The sequence below is a fragment of the Chitinophaga caseinilytica genome (assembly GCF_038396765.1).
Lineage (GTDB): Bacteria > Bacteroidota > Bacteroidia > Chitinophagales > Chitinophagaceae > Chitinophaga > Chitinophaga caseinilytica.
Map to the genome: position 1 here is coordinate 4,919,169 of NZ_CP150096.1, position 14,232 is coordinate 4,933,400.

The 14,232-nt window shown below is 54.7% G+C and carries 12 protein-coding genes; 7 read left to right on the forward strand and 5 right to left on the reverse strand.

The window, feature by feature from the left end; all coding sequences use genetic code 11:
* The first annotated feature begins 10 nt into the window (after positions 1 to 10).
* From WJU22_RS20280 to WJU22_RS20305, 6 genes are all read left to right on the forward strand, one after another.
* Positions 11 to 1,456 (forward strand): RagB/SusD family nutrient uptake outer membrane protein, encoded by a 1,446-nt coding sequence (locus tag WJU22_RS20280; RefSeq protein WP_341839994.1) that lies wholly within the window; start codon positions 11 to 13, stop codon positions 1,454 to 1,456.
* A gap of 18 nt (positions 1,457 to 1,474) precedes the next feature.
* A complete protein-coding gene (locus tag WJU22_RS20285) occupies positions 1,475 to 4,036 on the forward strand; it encodes a metallophosphoesterase (RefSeq protein ID WP_341839995.1) in 2,562 nt (853 codons plus the stop codon).
* A 170-nt stretch (positions 4,037 to 4,206) separates the two neighbouring features.
* Positions 4,207 to 4,542: a hypothetical protein gene (locus WJU22_RS20290; RefSeq protein ID WP_341839996.1), complete on the forward strand. Its 336-nt coding sequence runs from the start codon at positions 4,207 to 4,209 to the stop codon at positions 4,540 to 4,542.
* Positions 4,543 to 4,724: 182 nt separating this feature from the next.
* Positions 4,725 to 5,882 carry a DUF4221 family protein gene (locus WJU22_RS20295; protein ID WP_341839997.1) on the forward strand — a complete coding sequence of 386 codons (1,158 nt, stop codon included), beginning with the start codon at positions 4,725 to 4,727 and terminating at the stop codon, positions 5,880 to 5,882.
* On the forward strand, positions 5,872 to 6,414 hold the full coding sequence (locus tag WJU22_RS20300; protein ID WP_341839998.1) for a hypothetical protein: 543 nt from the start codon (positions 5,872 to 5,874) through the stop codon (positions 6,412 to 6,414). Before WJU22_RS20295 ends, WJU22_RS20300 begins: the two co-directional genes overlap by 11 nt.
* Positions 6,415 to 6,420: 6 nt before the next feature.
* Positions 6,421 to 7,248, forward strand: a complete 828-nt coding sequence (locus WJU22_RS20305; protein ID WP_341839999.1) for a hypothetical protein — start codon at positions 6,421 to 6,423, stop codon at positions 7,246 to 7,248.
* Here the strand turns inward: WJU22_RS20305 and WJU22_RS20310 are convergent.
* From WJU22_RS20310 to WJU22_RS20330, 5 genes are all read right to left on the reverse strand, one after another.
* A complete protein-coding gene (locus WJU22_RS20310) occupies positions 7,212 to 9,305 on the reverse strand; it encodes a lanthionine synthetase LanC family protein (protein WP_341840000.1) in 2,094 nt (697 codons plus the stop codon). The two genes, WJU22_RS20305 and WJU22_RS20310, sit on opposite strands and share 37 nt — an antisense overlap.
* A 3-nt stretch (positions 9,306 to 9,308) precedes the next feature.
* Positions 9,309 to 9,584 carry an HTH domain-containing protein gene (locus WJU22_RS20315; protein WP_341840001.1) on the reverse strand — a complete coding sequence of 92 codons (276 nt, stop codon included), beginning with the start codon at positions 9,582 to 9,584 and terminating at the stop codon, positions 9,309 to 9,311.
* Positions 9,585 to 9,719: 135 nt separating this feature from the next.
* Positions 9,720 to 10,715, reverse strand: a complete 996-nt coding sequence (locus WJU22_RS20320; RefSeq protein ID WP_341840002.1) for a helix-turn-helix transcriptional regulator — start codon at positions 10,713 to 10,715, stop codon at positions 9,720 to 9,722.
* Between the two features lie 274 nt (positions 10,716 to 10,989).
* A complete protein-coding gene (locus WJU22_RS20325) occupies positions 10,990 to 11,406 on the reverse strand; it encodes a DUF4345 domain-containing protein (RefSeq protein WP_341840003.1) in 417 nt (138 codons plus the stop codon).
* A gap of 96 nt (positions 11,407 to 11,502) precedes the next feature.
* Positions 11,503 to 12,363, reverse strand: coding sequence for an SDR family oxidoreductase (locus tag WJU22_RS20330; protein ID WP_341840004.1), 861 nt, complete (start codon positions 12,361 to 12,363; stop codon positions 11,503 to 11,505).
* A gap of 82 nt (positions 12,364 to 12,445) precedes the next feature.
* Here WJU22_RS20330 and WJU22_RS20335 point away from each other — a divergent pair, with 82 nt between their 5' ends.
* Entirely contained in the window at positions 12,446 to 14,185 is a 1,740-nt protein-coding gene (locus WJU22_RS20335) for a thiamine pyrophosphate-dependent enzyme (RefSeq protein WP_341840005.1), read from the forward strand.
* The last annotated feature ends 47 nt before the right edge of the window (positions 14,186 to 14,232 follow it).

Here is a 14,232-nt window from a genome sequence, read left to right on the forward strand (position 1 = left end):
CTTATCCAACATGAAAGCTGCCAACGCGATCCTATATTTTTTCCTCGTGGCCGTGATGGCCATTTCGTGCGGAAAATCGTTCCTCGACAATCCGCCGCGCGATGTAATTCTCAGAGAAGCATATGCCAAAGACCTGCATTCCTGCCAGGAACTTTTAAATGGTTCCCACGTAGAGCTCGTTTCGGCACTTGGGCTGCTGGGCCTGATGTATGGCGACCTTATGGCAGACAACATCAAGCCGTTCGAAAGCCAGACGTATTTTTCCGAATTCTACAAATGGAACCTGCATGCAACCCGGGAAAGCGATCAATCGAGCGGATCGGAACTCAATGCCAACTACCTCGTGTACCAGCTATACTCCGTTGCCCGGTCTACGAGTTTCATCATTGAAAGAGCGACAGGCTTCCGGAAGGAAGACCCTCAATGGTCAGACCAGATCGTGGGATCGGCGATGACCATCCGCGTGCTGGTCCATTCCGCATTGCTCAATATACTCGCCCAGCCGGCCAATTTCACTTCGCAGGGAGCACATGCAGGTATCGTTTATGTGACATCCTCCGACTGGACACGCCCTCCCGCTCTTGGAAGGGAATCTGTTGGGGCCGTTTATGGCCATCTGCAGGAGGAATTGAAGAAGGCTGCCGCGCTCATGGGCCCTATCAAAGACGAAAATACGGCCTTCAGCCGCGACATGGCATATGCGTTACTGTCCCGCATCAGCCTCTATGCCGGGAACTATACCGGTGCCCTGGAAGCGGCTAAAAAAGCGCTGGAAGGGCATCCGCTGCTGACGATCGAAAAAGGTTACCCAGACGGCATGTACCGTAGCCTGAAGATGTCCGAAAGCGAGTCTTATTACCAGTTACTCCCGGCCATCAGCAACGAGCTGGGCAACAATGGGTACTCCACCGGCTTCCCTAGCTACCTGTACCGGTACAAAATTTACGGCGCAGGAGCGGACATTGCCGCGAGCCTGCAAACCGATCCTGCAGATGTCAGAAGCGGATGGGTAACGAAGGAAGGAGACAACTGGAGCATCACCAAGTTCCCCATGGGCGTGGTACCGGACGTGGATATTCCCGAAACGTCTTATTTCCTGCCCATCGTCCGTGTATCGGAAGTGGTACTGAATGCCGCGGAAGCCGCATATTACCTGCAGCAGCCGGCGCAGGCGCAAATGTACCTGAACCAGATACGGCTCCGCGCACGGCCGGGGGCGCTGCCGATCATGCCGACCGGAACGGCGCTTCAGGACGCCATCCGGACAGAACGGAACAAGGAGCTCGCTTTCGAGGGCAGCCGCCTTTTCGATCTCCTCCGCTGGAAAATGGCGGTAAAACGTTCGGACCCGGCCGATCCTGAAGCCGCGTTGCTACCCTACCCCAGCAACCGCGCCGTGGCGCCCATTCCCCAAATGGATATCTCCGCAAACATTCCCCAAAACCCGGGTTACTAATTACCAAATCATCTTTACATGCGAATTATAACGAACGTATTCATGTATGCCTTGCCACTGCTGATATGCAGCAGTGCCTTGCATTCATCCGCGCGGGAGAGCCAGCGTAAAAGCACCATCAAGTTGAAACTCGTTTCGGCGAAAATGGAATCGGCCGCGAAAATCAGGATCACCTATTCCCAGGCTTTCAATTTCAGCAGGTACTACGGAAAACACACGTTGCTCGTCCCGAATAAAGGATATGGCGAAAAATGGAAGCTGGATACGGACGAACCGCTCCATATCGTCGTCGAAGCACCTCAACAACGCCAGCACTGGATCAGTTATCCCGGAGACAGTCTCATCATCGAATACAACGATGATAAGATCAGTGTCTCAGGACAGGGCAGCGAAAGAGTGAAAGCCCAGGCACGCTATCGATTGGAAATTGCGCAAAAAAGTAAATTGCTGTACGAAAAGTTCCATCTTTCCCCTACTCATATTAGCAAAAGGTTGAAAGACCTCCCAGATTTCCGGAATAAGATGGACCTCTGCGACAGTTTATCTTCCGCTACCCACCGGCTGCTGGACACATACGAAAAACAGTATCCGGACTCCGGCTGGGCGCAAACCAGGGCCTCAGCAATAGCTTTGATCGAATCTACGAGAAGCCTCTGCTACATCAACCTGAATGCAGCCAGAAAGCGCCTCGGCGTTCCTTTCCGCGACATCCGGGGCATGTACGAAACGGAGATGGAAAATGAAAATTTCCGGTGGTTGATGAACAGCGACATGCCCGCCCTGGAAATGGAGCCATATTATGAAATGATGAAAGCACGGTGCCTGGTGTACCAATTCGATCCGGAATCGCCGGAAGCCACATCATTACGATCGGAGAAGGCATTCACCGATTTCAAGATCTGGAAAATACTGCACGAAAGCGACAGGCTCATGCACGGCAGGCTGAAAGATCAGTTCATGGCCTTCCTGCTATCCGATAAAATATTGCGCGTCGCGGACATAACCCTGGCCGATACCGTCATCAAATACCTGGATACGCGTTTACAGGACAAAACCTGCCTTTCGCAACTGAAAGAGGAAAACGACGCCGTACGGTCAAGTTACTTCCGGAAGCCGGACATTATCCAATTCCTCGGCTTGCAGGACAACCTCGGCCAGCCGTTTACACTGAGCAACCTGGGAAATACGATCACCGTGCTCGGCGTGGCAGACGAAACGGACAAGGTGCGCGACCCACTTTTTCATGCGATCGTCCGGGAATTCACGGGAAATCCGCATCTGCGCATCGGCATCATCCGCCGCCATCGAGCCATCGATACCCGGAAGCAAAAAACAGGCAACATGCCGGGTGTGACCCCGCTTTCCGCGCCGGCTACGAACGACCTGTACGACTACATGCAAACGTACAATGCCGCGGCGCCAGGGCGCACGCTAGTGGTTCTCCCGTACAATTACAAGGAGTTGCGATACCGGGATGCACGTTATTACCTTCCCGACCCCACCACGGACACGGCCGCAGCGTTACTTTCCATTTTGCGCGAAAAGCTGCTCCAGCTGAAAGACGGGCCCTACGTACAATATTCCGGCGACACAACGGTCGTTTATCACCTCGACGGACCGGAAGTTACGACCGACACGCGCATCGGGAAAAAGCCGGCCTACGTTCATGCTGCCACCCATGAAGCGGGCAAAAGTTTCCGGATTCCGCTCAAAACCACCATCACGCCGCCCGCATCACAGTACAAACAACCCGAAAAAATAATCGTGCTATCAGACATGGAAGGCAATCTGCCGGCCATGGCGAAATTCCTCATCCGGCACGGTGTTATCGACGACGCGTACAACTGGATTTTCGGAAGCAACCACCTCGTCCTGAACGGCGATTTCATGGACCGCGGGTTCCAGGTAACGGAATGCCTCTGGCTGTTGTATAAACTGGAAGACGAAGCCGCCAAAGCGGGTGGGCAACTGCATTTCATCCTGGGCAACCACGAGATCATGAACCTGGGCGGGGATGTCAGGTACGTACGGGAGAAATACCTGGAAAACGCGCGGCTGATGCATCGCGGATACGATGAATTATTAGGACAGAACAGCGAGCTGGGGCGCTGGCTCCGCAGCCGTAATATGCTTGTCAAGATCGGCGATAACCTGTTCGTTCATGGCGGCATCAGCCCCGCCTTCAACACCACAAATTTACAGTTGGAAGAAATCAATCAACTCAGCCGGGAATTCCTTCAAAAAGGCATTACCGATTCAACAGCGGCATCGCTTCACCGAATGCTTCATATGGATAAAGACGCGCCGCTATGGTACCGGGGCTATTATGCCGGCAAACATGAAAAACCGGGCCGGACGCCGGAAGCGGACATCGAAAAAACGCTGTCCCGCTTCCAGGTTTCACGCATTATTACCGGTCACACGATCGTGGCGGACGTGTCATCATTTTACGGCGGCAAAGTGATCGATGTGGATACGCATCATGCCAGCGGAGATGTGGAAGGATTGCTGATCGAACATGACCGGCTACGCCGGATCACCGCAGATGGGTCACAGCATCCGGTAATGCCGAAAGAATGAACCGATTTCATGGGAAATATGCATAACAAAAGTGCCCCGCCGCAGCGGGGCACTTTTTTCCACCGTCCACCATCACTGAACGAAATGTACAGTAGGCTTGGATAATTTCGTATGAATTCAACAATGGCCATTGTTCCAGTCATATTTCAAAACCCACAAAATTTTTCACCATGAAAAGATTCTCATTAATCGGTCTTGCATTGATCGGCGCATCCGCAGTTACTGCCGCTTTCATTCCCGCCAAGAAAAATGTGAAAGACCCCGCCAGAGCCTGGAACGGTCGTGAAATCCTCGGTTCCACCGCAAACGGAGCGGAAAGCCTGAACGATGTTACCTGCCGTCAGGCCAGCCAGCAGGAAATCGATAACCTGCTTGCCGACTGTGATTATACTGTAACGAAAACTGTCAACACCCCTGGTTCCGGTACCTCTCAGGGCTTTATCACCCGTACGAGCCCGCTGGGTGCGAACTACACTGTTACCGGCACAACCAACAACGTGCCTTGATATTATACGGCCATCCGTAACATACAGCGATAACGCCTCCCGAAAGAGAGGCGTTATCGCTCCCCGCAACATCGCCCCCAACCTGCCGCCTTCCCTTCCCGACTGAACGAAATGTGCAGTAGCGGACCCTAACTTTGGGAGGAACGACAACCCGCTTTTCTTGACGCAAGCCCTTCTGCATCATGCAACGAACGCTATTACGAATTCTTCCGCTACTGTTGCTGCTTTCCTGCGCTGGCAACCATCGCCCACCGCCTGTTGCCCATTATCAAAAACCGGACTACGAGAAGGTTTCGATCGTTCCAACCGCTGATACGCTTCGATTTCCGCTCGACGAAGATTCCTTCGGCGACCTCGAATCCTGGAGCATCCGGCAACGCAACGGCGAAACCGTTATCGCGTTCTTCGATCAACGGTCGGAAAGTATCCTGGAATACCAATACCCTTCCTGTCGCCTGATCAACAAAATCCTCCTCCGAAAAATATTCAAGCCCTACACCTTGCATGACGCATATCTGCAATCCTATGACAGCATTTATGTGCTATCCAAAACGAAATTCAGTCTTGTAGACAGTGCCATGCATGTGCTCGGGGAAATACCCAATGTGGTGGACGGCGTCATCCTCGAACCCGACATCTCCCCCATCCATCCACCGGTTGCGAAAAACGGCAAAATCTACCTGAGCCGCTATTCCACCGTAAATGCCGCATCACTGGAAGATGTGCGGAAATGGGAGAACCTCTGGGCCGGTAAACCCCGTGAAGGTACAGTGACCACGGCATACGGCATGCCCGGCATGTACCTGCGGAACTATTACAACTACCCGCTTCACCGGTCGAGCTACTGCATCAACGACGACGGGAATTTCGTGTTCAGTTTTGCGGCGGATACGATGTTGTACGAAACAGACCTGGACCATTTGCACAACGCCTGGTTCGCGAAAAGTAAATTCCAGACGACGCCCATTCCCGTAGCGCCGAAAGACAGTATGCGCAAAGCCCGCATGTCGGCCCGCCTCTACAACCAATCCGATTCCTACGGCGGTATTTATTTCGACCCTTATCACAAACGCTATCTCCGCATCGCCCGGTCTGGCACTACCCGGGAGGAATTCGAAAAAACCAAAAGTTTCAAGCCTATGCGCTTCCTCATACTCGACAAGCAGTTCAGGATCATCGGCGAATCTGAAATCCCGTCAGACATCAACGTGAAACAAGTCTTTTTCGTGCCGGATGGCCGGATGTATGCCCGGATACTTCCCAAAAGCGAAACGGAATTGCTTTTTATACGGCTCGAATACCAAACCCGGCATGCCGCAAACCGATCGCATGAAAAATAACCGCTTACTATTACCGATATGCTGGCTGGCGATTGCCTGCAGCTCAGGAGCCGGGTCCAGCCGGCCGGCGCGCACCGCGCGCGACACCCTGTTGTCTGACACCGACCGACGGATACTGATCACCGAATCGCTTTCGGGCATCATTCCCGATTCTGTGCGGCAAATGGAATTCGCGGTCGTGATGGTTTTGCCGCTGGAAGCCAGCTGCCCGTCTTGCCGGGTCAAGACCATCGACAGCATCGTGGCTTTCCGCCATCACTTTCCGGCCCATCATTTCATTGTATTATCGGCCGATGCGGGCATGAAAACCATGAGCAGTTATTTTAAAGGCGCTGGTCATCCCGGAATCCCGGACATTCCCGGTGTATTGCTGTTCGACAGTACCGGTATGGCGCGTAAAAAACATCTCTTTAATGACAACCCTGCCATTTACTTCCTGGCCGGCGGGAAAGTGTACCGGAAGATCGATGCGCTTCCGCATACGATCAAGGAAGATCTGCGCGAATTTTTCAGAGGATATCGATTCAAATGACAAGCAATGCCTACACGCGCTAAAATATCCATCCATACCGGCGATGCTCCTCCTTCTCCGGCAACGCTTTCCATCCGGCTGAAATATGCATCGGAAGAAAGCACAGCCTGGTTCCTGCCGGAAAAAACCGCCTTCGTAACGGGTATCCCGGGGGATCTGGACGGCACGGCCGGAATGCTCCGGCAACTCGGTGTCATTTCACCATCCTATCGTTGGATTTTCGGGGATGGGCACCTGGTGGTTTTGGGCAATTGCCTCGACGGCAGTGAACAAAGTATCCGGCTGCTGTGGTTTTTTTATGGGCTGGAATCTTCTGCGATAAAGCATAAGGGCCATGTGCACTTTCTCCCGGGAACAATGGAAGAAAAACATCTCGACGGGTCTTGGAAATGTTTGCAGCCACCATATGCACCCAAGGCCATAAACGCCGTCAGCCAATACGTATTTTTGTACGATGGCAACCAGGAATTGTTCAGATGGCTCATGAGCAAACACCTTCATCTTAAAATCGGGGATATGGCGGTGGTGCAATGCCGCAGAAAGGCCAGCTGCCCGTGGATCAGGAAAACGCCCGCAGACCGGATCAAATGGCCGGTACTGGAACGGAAGCCCGGTGAGCTGGCTTTATCGGAGTTGAGCGCATTGAGGAAAAAGCTCCAGGTAAAATTGTTGTTGCTGGCTGACACGGATTCCGGAGAAGTACGGCTGTACCAGGGATCCAGGTCCGAAAACCGGCCGGTAGCCTTACCCTTAATCAGGGATAAAGAACATTGGGCGCAATATGTACTTGACTCCGGTCATAACAATCCCGGAAACCCGAATTTCCCGGGATAGAGCGACCGTAACAGGAAATGCAGCAACCCTGTGTTCCCGATCATCAATCCGGTCACCGGCTGCTTGTCATTATCTACCAGCCAATACGGCCCATGTTTACCCGGCCGCATGGCATGCAGCAGCACCTCGCTCACCTGGCGCGCCATGGCCAGGTATCGTTCGTCTCCCAACACCACCGCTGCTTCGAGGTACGTTTCACCGACGCCCACTATTCCCGACTTGAGGCTTAGGTTTCTCCAATGCTGACTAATATCGTGCTGTTCGAGCAGTTGTTCCGCCACTGCGCGATACATGGGCGTACCGGTCAATTCCCAGGCCTTCAGCCAGGCAAGTGCCATACCCGGGTTGCCATCGCACCAGCTATGGTCGGAAAGATGTTCTCCCTTCGGCTTCCAGGTGACGGGGACGCCGATACCTTTCTTCCTTGCGGCAGCCATAAACCCCAATCCCCTTTCCGCTCCAATCATTGCCTCGCGGCTACCGGAAGCCTGCGCATGGCACAATAAAAAGTAGATGATCCCCGCCATTCCCTCCAGGAAATAAAACCGGGGCCTTTTGCGCTTATATAACCAGCTGCCGTCTTCCAGCTGCAAGTCCAGCAGCAGGTCCGCCAATTCCTGCGGCGGCACATTATCTGTAAAACCCTGGCAGGCATACCTGGCGATGCCCTGGCCGGCCCATCCATCCGCAAGATTGATAGCGTCATCTTTACGGGCCAGCATGTTTCCCCAATGCGCCTGCATGGCAGAACTTCCGTTGAGCCATCCCCGGCGAACGGTCTCCGCCAGTGCATAAGCAACACCATCTGAGCCGAATTGGAAGCCCGTATTGCTTCTTTCCAGGTTCTCCACATACTTGACCCGTATCAATTGCAAGGCCAGCTCCACCGGCCTGGCGATCGGGGTTAGGTCCAGCCCCGCGGCATAGGCCCTTCCCGCGAAATACAGTACCCCCGAAACGCCCCGGTTAAAACTGGCGTACCAGCCTTTGCGGATCAGGTTCGAATGGTCTGGCGGGTCCACCATATGTTCGGCAAACCAGCCCTTATCAGGATCGGCGAACATCGGGCTTCCCATCGCCTGCAAACCGGATTGTAGGGCATCATGAACGGCTTCCGGCGACCAGTTCGCTTGCCGGGAAATGACCACCCGGTTGCGGCGCGACCGGATATGTGCGTCCAACGAAGCATGCAGCTGCAGCGCATCGGGCCGTAACGCCGGGTCGGGGTGCATGCATTGCAGGATCAGCCGGGCGATGTCTGCGACCGGCACAAAATACCGTACGGCATCTTCCAGCCACTTGTAGGGGGCGTTCACGAATTTCAACGGGGAAATGCCGCTCCACGCATATAATATCATGGCCCCGGCGGCGAAGATGTCTTCCTTTACCGTCGGCAATGCCATCGCCTCCTGCTCCGGCGACATATACCCATGTGTTCCCAAAGCAAAGGGCGGGCTCGGGAAATGATCGTTCAGGGAATAGCTCAGTTCCATATCAATGACCGCTACCTTTCCCCCCGCCGTCACCATGAAATTATTCAATGTTGCGTCGCGGTGAACGATACCGAGGCTGTGGAGCTGCCCCAGGATGCCGACGGAATCGCGCAGGTAACACATCACTTTCTTTCCTTCTTCCGTTCCATCCAGCAGGCTTTGCCGCAGTTTCCTGTTTCCTTTGACCAACTCATGCAATGGTTTTCCCTTCAAATGTTCGATCACCAGGTAATAATTCCCATTCTCCTCGAATTCCCCCAACAGCTTCGGCAGGCGTAACGATTTGCCCAGCCGCCCGTGCAGGTCCCGCTGCCATTTCAGCCGGTCCTGGATATCGCGGCCGTCATTATCTTTCGAATCTCCTGCCGATCCTTCCTTGATGACGCAATACCCGAATTTCGTGAGGCCCTTGATATAAAGGCACTTTACCACATCGTTCTTCCTGCTTTCCTTGAGGCTTTTGAGGATGATATAATAAAATCCGATCCGCTTCCCGCCCACCTTTTCGGCTTTTTGGGGAACTAGGGTGCCATCCACGGGGATGCTGACAGTGATGGTAGGCATGCGTCAACAATTGATGATGAGGAATAAAAGGAGCACGGGACTGGAGGATTTGCGGAAAAAGAAATTGACGACGAAGGTCCCGTCTTCATCGTAGCAATAGCTCTGGCGCGCGTTCGAGAATTTGATCGGCGCGCCGAAGTCTTTCATCAGGTTCAGATACTTGTACAGGCATCGTTCCGAAACACCTATCCGCCGGGCCAGCTGCGTGGGCGTGCCGGTAGCTTTGGTACGGATGAGATGGTCCAGACGCTGTAGTCGATCCAGCGTGTCTGTTGTCATGGAAAAAAAGGGTTGTAAAGGGTTTTGTCTAAAGTTCTAGTTCGTCTTCGATACGGCACTCCGGGTTAAGCTTACCTGTGTCTTTTATAAATTTCCATGATTTAACAAAAAGATAAAATAGCGGGAACGACAATTTTATTGTCTTTTCAGGTAACTCGGCGGATGGCCGAAATGTGCGTGGAACCTGCGGGAGAAGTTGCTGTAGTCTGCATATCCGACCATCGCTGCCACCTGGTGCAATGAATACGCACTGTGGCGCACCAGTTCCGCAGCGGTTTCCATCCTGACGCGGCGCACCCAGGCCTGTGGGGATTCGCCGAAACGCTGCCTGAAACCGGTTTTCAGCTTGGATTCGCTGATGCAATATGCCGCCGCGATCTCACTGTTCTGCAATACATCTGCGAGGTGATGCAGCATATAGGCGCGGATGGTATCGAAGAGGATCTCGTCGCCCCGGTGCTGGTTGTTTTCCTGGCCGGAGGCCGTTGCGGAAAGGGTTTCGGCGATGAGCAGATCGATGCGGGCTGCGGTGGCCAGTTTGAACATATTGCCGGTTGGCGGCAGCTGTCGGATAGCATCGATGAGGGCATAGACATTTCCGGGCATGATGCCGGAACCCGCGTCCACGAAAGCATTGCGGGCATCGCCGGCTTCCAGCTGGCGGAAAGCGGCGTGGAATGCAGCGAGCTCGCCGAGCCGCGACGGTGAAATATCGATCTGGAATAATTCGTACGTCCTGCCTTTTTCCAGCCAGGCTTCGTTTTCATTCCCTTCCAGCCGGAAACATCCGAACTGTCCGGCCCGCAGCCACACCGATCGCCCTCCCAGGTTGCACCGGATGCTCCCCTTCAGCATGAAATGCAGCAGGTGCAGCGGCTCCCCGGCAACAGGGGACAGCATCACATCCTCATGCGCCATGATCATATGGTTACTGATCGTATAACCATTTACGTTTGATACCTGGTGCAATATGTCTGCAGCGGGATGCCGCTCCAACCATGCATCCGCGAAAGGATACAGCAACGATTTGAATTCCGCCGGTACCTGGCGGCTGAGGTTTCCGGCGTCTGGCGGCGCGCCCTTTACGGGAAATCGCAGACTCGCCTGGGGGAATAATGGGCTAATTGGCATAACGATGGATCTCTCGATCTTGGTCGGAATGCAAGTAAACCCTTTCTTTCCGTCGCCCTGTTCACGAAAAGCAGAATTGATAATTTGTTAATATTGACGATGCACCCGTCATCCCCAGAAAAACTGTAACCAGCCGCAGCAAAGCATTCCAGGCTGCAAAAATTATCCGTTCATAATTCCTTAACATTAGCAGCTACCTTCCAAAAACAAAAAAACCGGCAGGCCATTGGCCCACCGGATTGGATCTCTCCGCACACACGCCTGTGCAGACCGTTTACGCCCGGGCAATACGGGCGGCCTTCAGTTGGAAGATCAATAATATCGCGCCCACCGCGCAGAGGAAAGATTCTGTGATGAGCCACTGCATGCCGAAAGCGCCCAAAGGCCCTTCCATGCCCAACGTCATCAACCGCGAAATGGCGTAGAAACCCCAGAGCATCGTGAGGAAAAGGGTCCCCTGCCGCTCGTCGCGCAACGCCCAGCGCACCAGCATCACCACGATCGTGAGGCCGACGCCGCCGTATACGCCGCGGATGGAGCTGAAGGAATCGGGGTTCGGCAGTTTTACCTGCACGAGGTCCATCACCGCCTGCGGGCTCGCGAACGCCATCAGGCTCACGTACAGCAGGCTGGCAGCGGAAAAGAAGATATAGATGCGGGAAAGGATGCGAAGTGTTTTGCTTGACTTCATAATTGAAAGCTGTTTTGATTACGCCACAAAAATGCCGCGCCTGCACAAAAAAATCTTGGCGCTTGCCAAGATTTTCAAGACCGGTGGAACAGCGGATCATTTTCCATACACCTTCGCCAGCAATTCATGCGGCTGCATGGGCGCACGGCCCAATATCCGCTCCAGGTCCTGCCCCGGCGTATCGAACTCGCCGGCCTTGATCGCCAGGGCCCATGCCAGCGCCCCGTCTGCCGCTTCCGCTGAAACACCCTGCTGCTGCAACGTTGCCAGGAACTCCTGCGGCGTGGGCGATACATATTCTATCTTCTTCCCCACAATCCCGCCGATGATCTCCGCAATGTCTCCATAACTCCAGGCCGCCATGTTGGAAAAATTATATGACTTCCCTTCATGCCCGACCGACAATAAAATATTCGCCGCCGCTTCCGCAAGATCGTCGCGCGAGGCGAACGCCGTTTTCCCGTTGCCCGCCGGTTGATAGATGACGCCAGTATCTGGCACGTCTTTCCCGATGAAAAACGGAATGAAATCGAGGTAAAGATTATGCAGCAGGAACGTGAAAGGGACGCCAGATGCGCGAATGGCGGCTTCCGTCTTGAGATGCCCGCCGGCCACGTCGGCGATGGGCGAACGGCCGGATTCGTCTTTCCGCTGGAAGCTCGTGTAAATGATATGCCCAACCCCTGCTTCCTTCGCCGCGCTCACAACGTTCTCATGTTGCTCCAGCCGCCGCTGCACGTCGTTCCCCGACACGAAATACAGGGTATCGATGCCGCGGAACGCATGTTCCAGCGATGCGGGATCGTTGTAATCCGCCTGCCTGACGGCCACATGTAAACCTTCCACCTTCGCCGGGTTGCGGGCCAGCGCGGCCACGTTGCCCGCATCCGTGCGCTGCAGCAGGTTCCGGAGGACCGCTTTGCCGAGATGCCCTGTAACGCCTGTTACCAAAATCATAATCGATACATTTTAAATATGACAAATATCATGACAACTATTCGGCCGAAAGCCTGTTATAACTCTGAAAAACAACACACAAATGGCCCAAACTGTTGCAGAACAGATCGTTCAAATGCTGCGCGCCGCGGGCGTGGAAAGGATTTACGCCGTTACGGGAGACAGCCTCAATCATCTCAACGACGCCGTTCGCCGCGACGGTAACATCCAGTGGATCCACGTGCGGCACGAAGAAACCGCGGCTTATGCCGCCGGCGCCGAAGCGCAATTGACGGGCAAGATTGCCTGTTGCGCGGGGAGTTGCGGGCCCGGGCATGTGCACCTCATCAACGGACTGTACGACGCGCACCGGTCTGGCGCGCCCGTGCTGGCGATCGCTTCGGCGATCCCGTCCCGCGAGTTCGGTTCCGGCTACTTCCAGGAAACCAATATCCATAAGCTGTTCGACGATTGCAGTTACTATTGCGAAATGGCCACCACCGCGGCCCAGGCGCCGCGTATGCTGCAAATGGCCATGCAAACCGCCGTTAGCCGGAAAGGCGTGGCCGTGTTCGGATTGCCCGGCGATGTATCCGAACTGGACGCGGAAAAAGGAGAATCCTCGCACACCGTATTCCCCACGCAAAGCGGCATCATTCCATCCCCCGGCGAACTGTCTGCCTTAGCCGATACCCTCAACGACAGCGGAAAAGTCACCATTTTCTGCGGCATCGGCGCCACGGGCGCGCACGGCGAAATACTCGCCCTCGCAAAGGCGCTCCAGGCACCGGTGGGATATTCTTTCCGGGGGAAGATGGCCGTCCAGCACCATAACCCGTTCGAAGTGGGCATGACCGGCCTCCTGGGATTGCCTTCCGCCTACCATGCCATGCATCATGCCGATACGCTGCTGTTGCTGGGGACGGATTTCCCGTACACGCCGTTCCTTCCGGATAATGTCCGCATCATCCAGGTCGAAGCGCAGGCGGAACGCCTGGGAAGAAGGGCGCACCTGCACCAGGGGCTCCACGGCACCGTGCGCGAAACCATCACCGCACTCCTGCCCCTCATCCAACCCAAAACCAACCACGATTTCCTGGACGACGAACTGAAACTCTACGCCAAAGTGAAAGACCGCCTGCAATCTTATGTGAATGACGCCGGCGACGAAAATAAAATCCATCCCGAATACGTAGCCGCAACCATCAACGAAAAAGCCCCGCCAGACACGATTTTCACCGTTGATACAGGCATGACCTGCGTATGGGCCGCCCGTTACCTCGATGCCACCGGCAACCGGGAACTGCTCGGCTCCTTCAACCACGGCTCCATGGCCAACGCGCTCCCGCAGGCCATCGGCTCAGCGCTCTGTGCTCCGGAACGTGCCGTGGTGGCGCTTTGTGGCGACGGCGGACTGTCCATGACCACCGGCGACCTGGCTACCATCTCACAATACAAACTCCCCGTGAAGATCATCGTGTTCAATAACCGCTCGCTGGGCATGGTGAAACTCGAAATGGAAGTGGCCGGCCTGCCCGACTGGCAGACAGACATGCACAATCCGGATTTCGCGATGCTGGCGCAGGCATACGGCCTCCCAGGCATCACCGTTTCACAGCCCGACCAGGTGACAGCCGCCATCAGCAACGCTTTCGCGCAACCGGGGCCAGTGCTGCTGAACATCATGACAGACCCCAACGCGCTGGCCATGCCGCCGAAAATCGAATTCAAACAAGTCCGCGGAATGGCGGCTTCCATGACGAAACTGATGCTGAACGGCGAATTCGAAGAAGTTTGGGAAACCATCAAAAGCAACATCCGCCACGCGAAGGAATTACTTTGAAAACCCCTCCCATCCGCAGGTTTACCCCTGGCGAAAAAAGAAAGCCT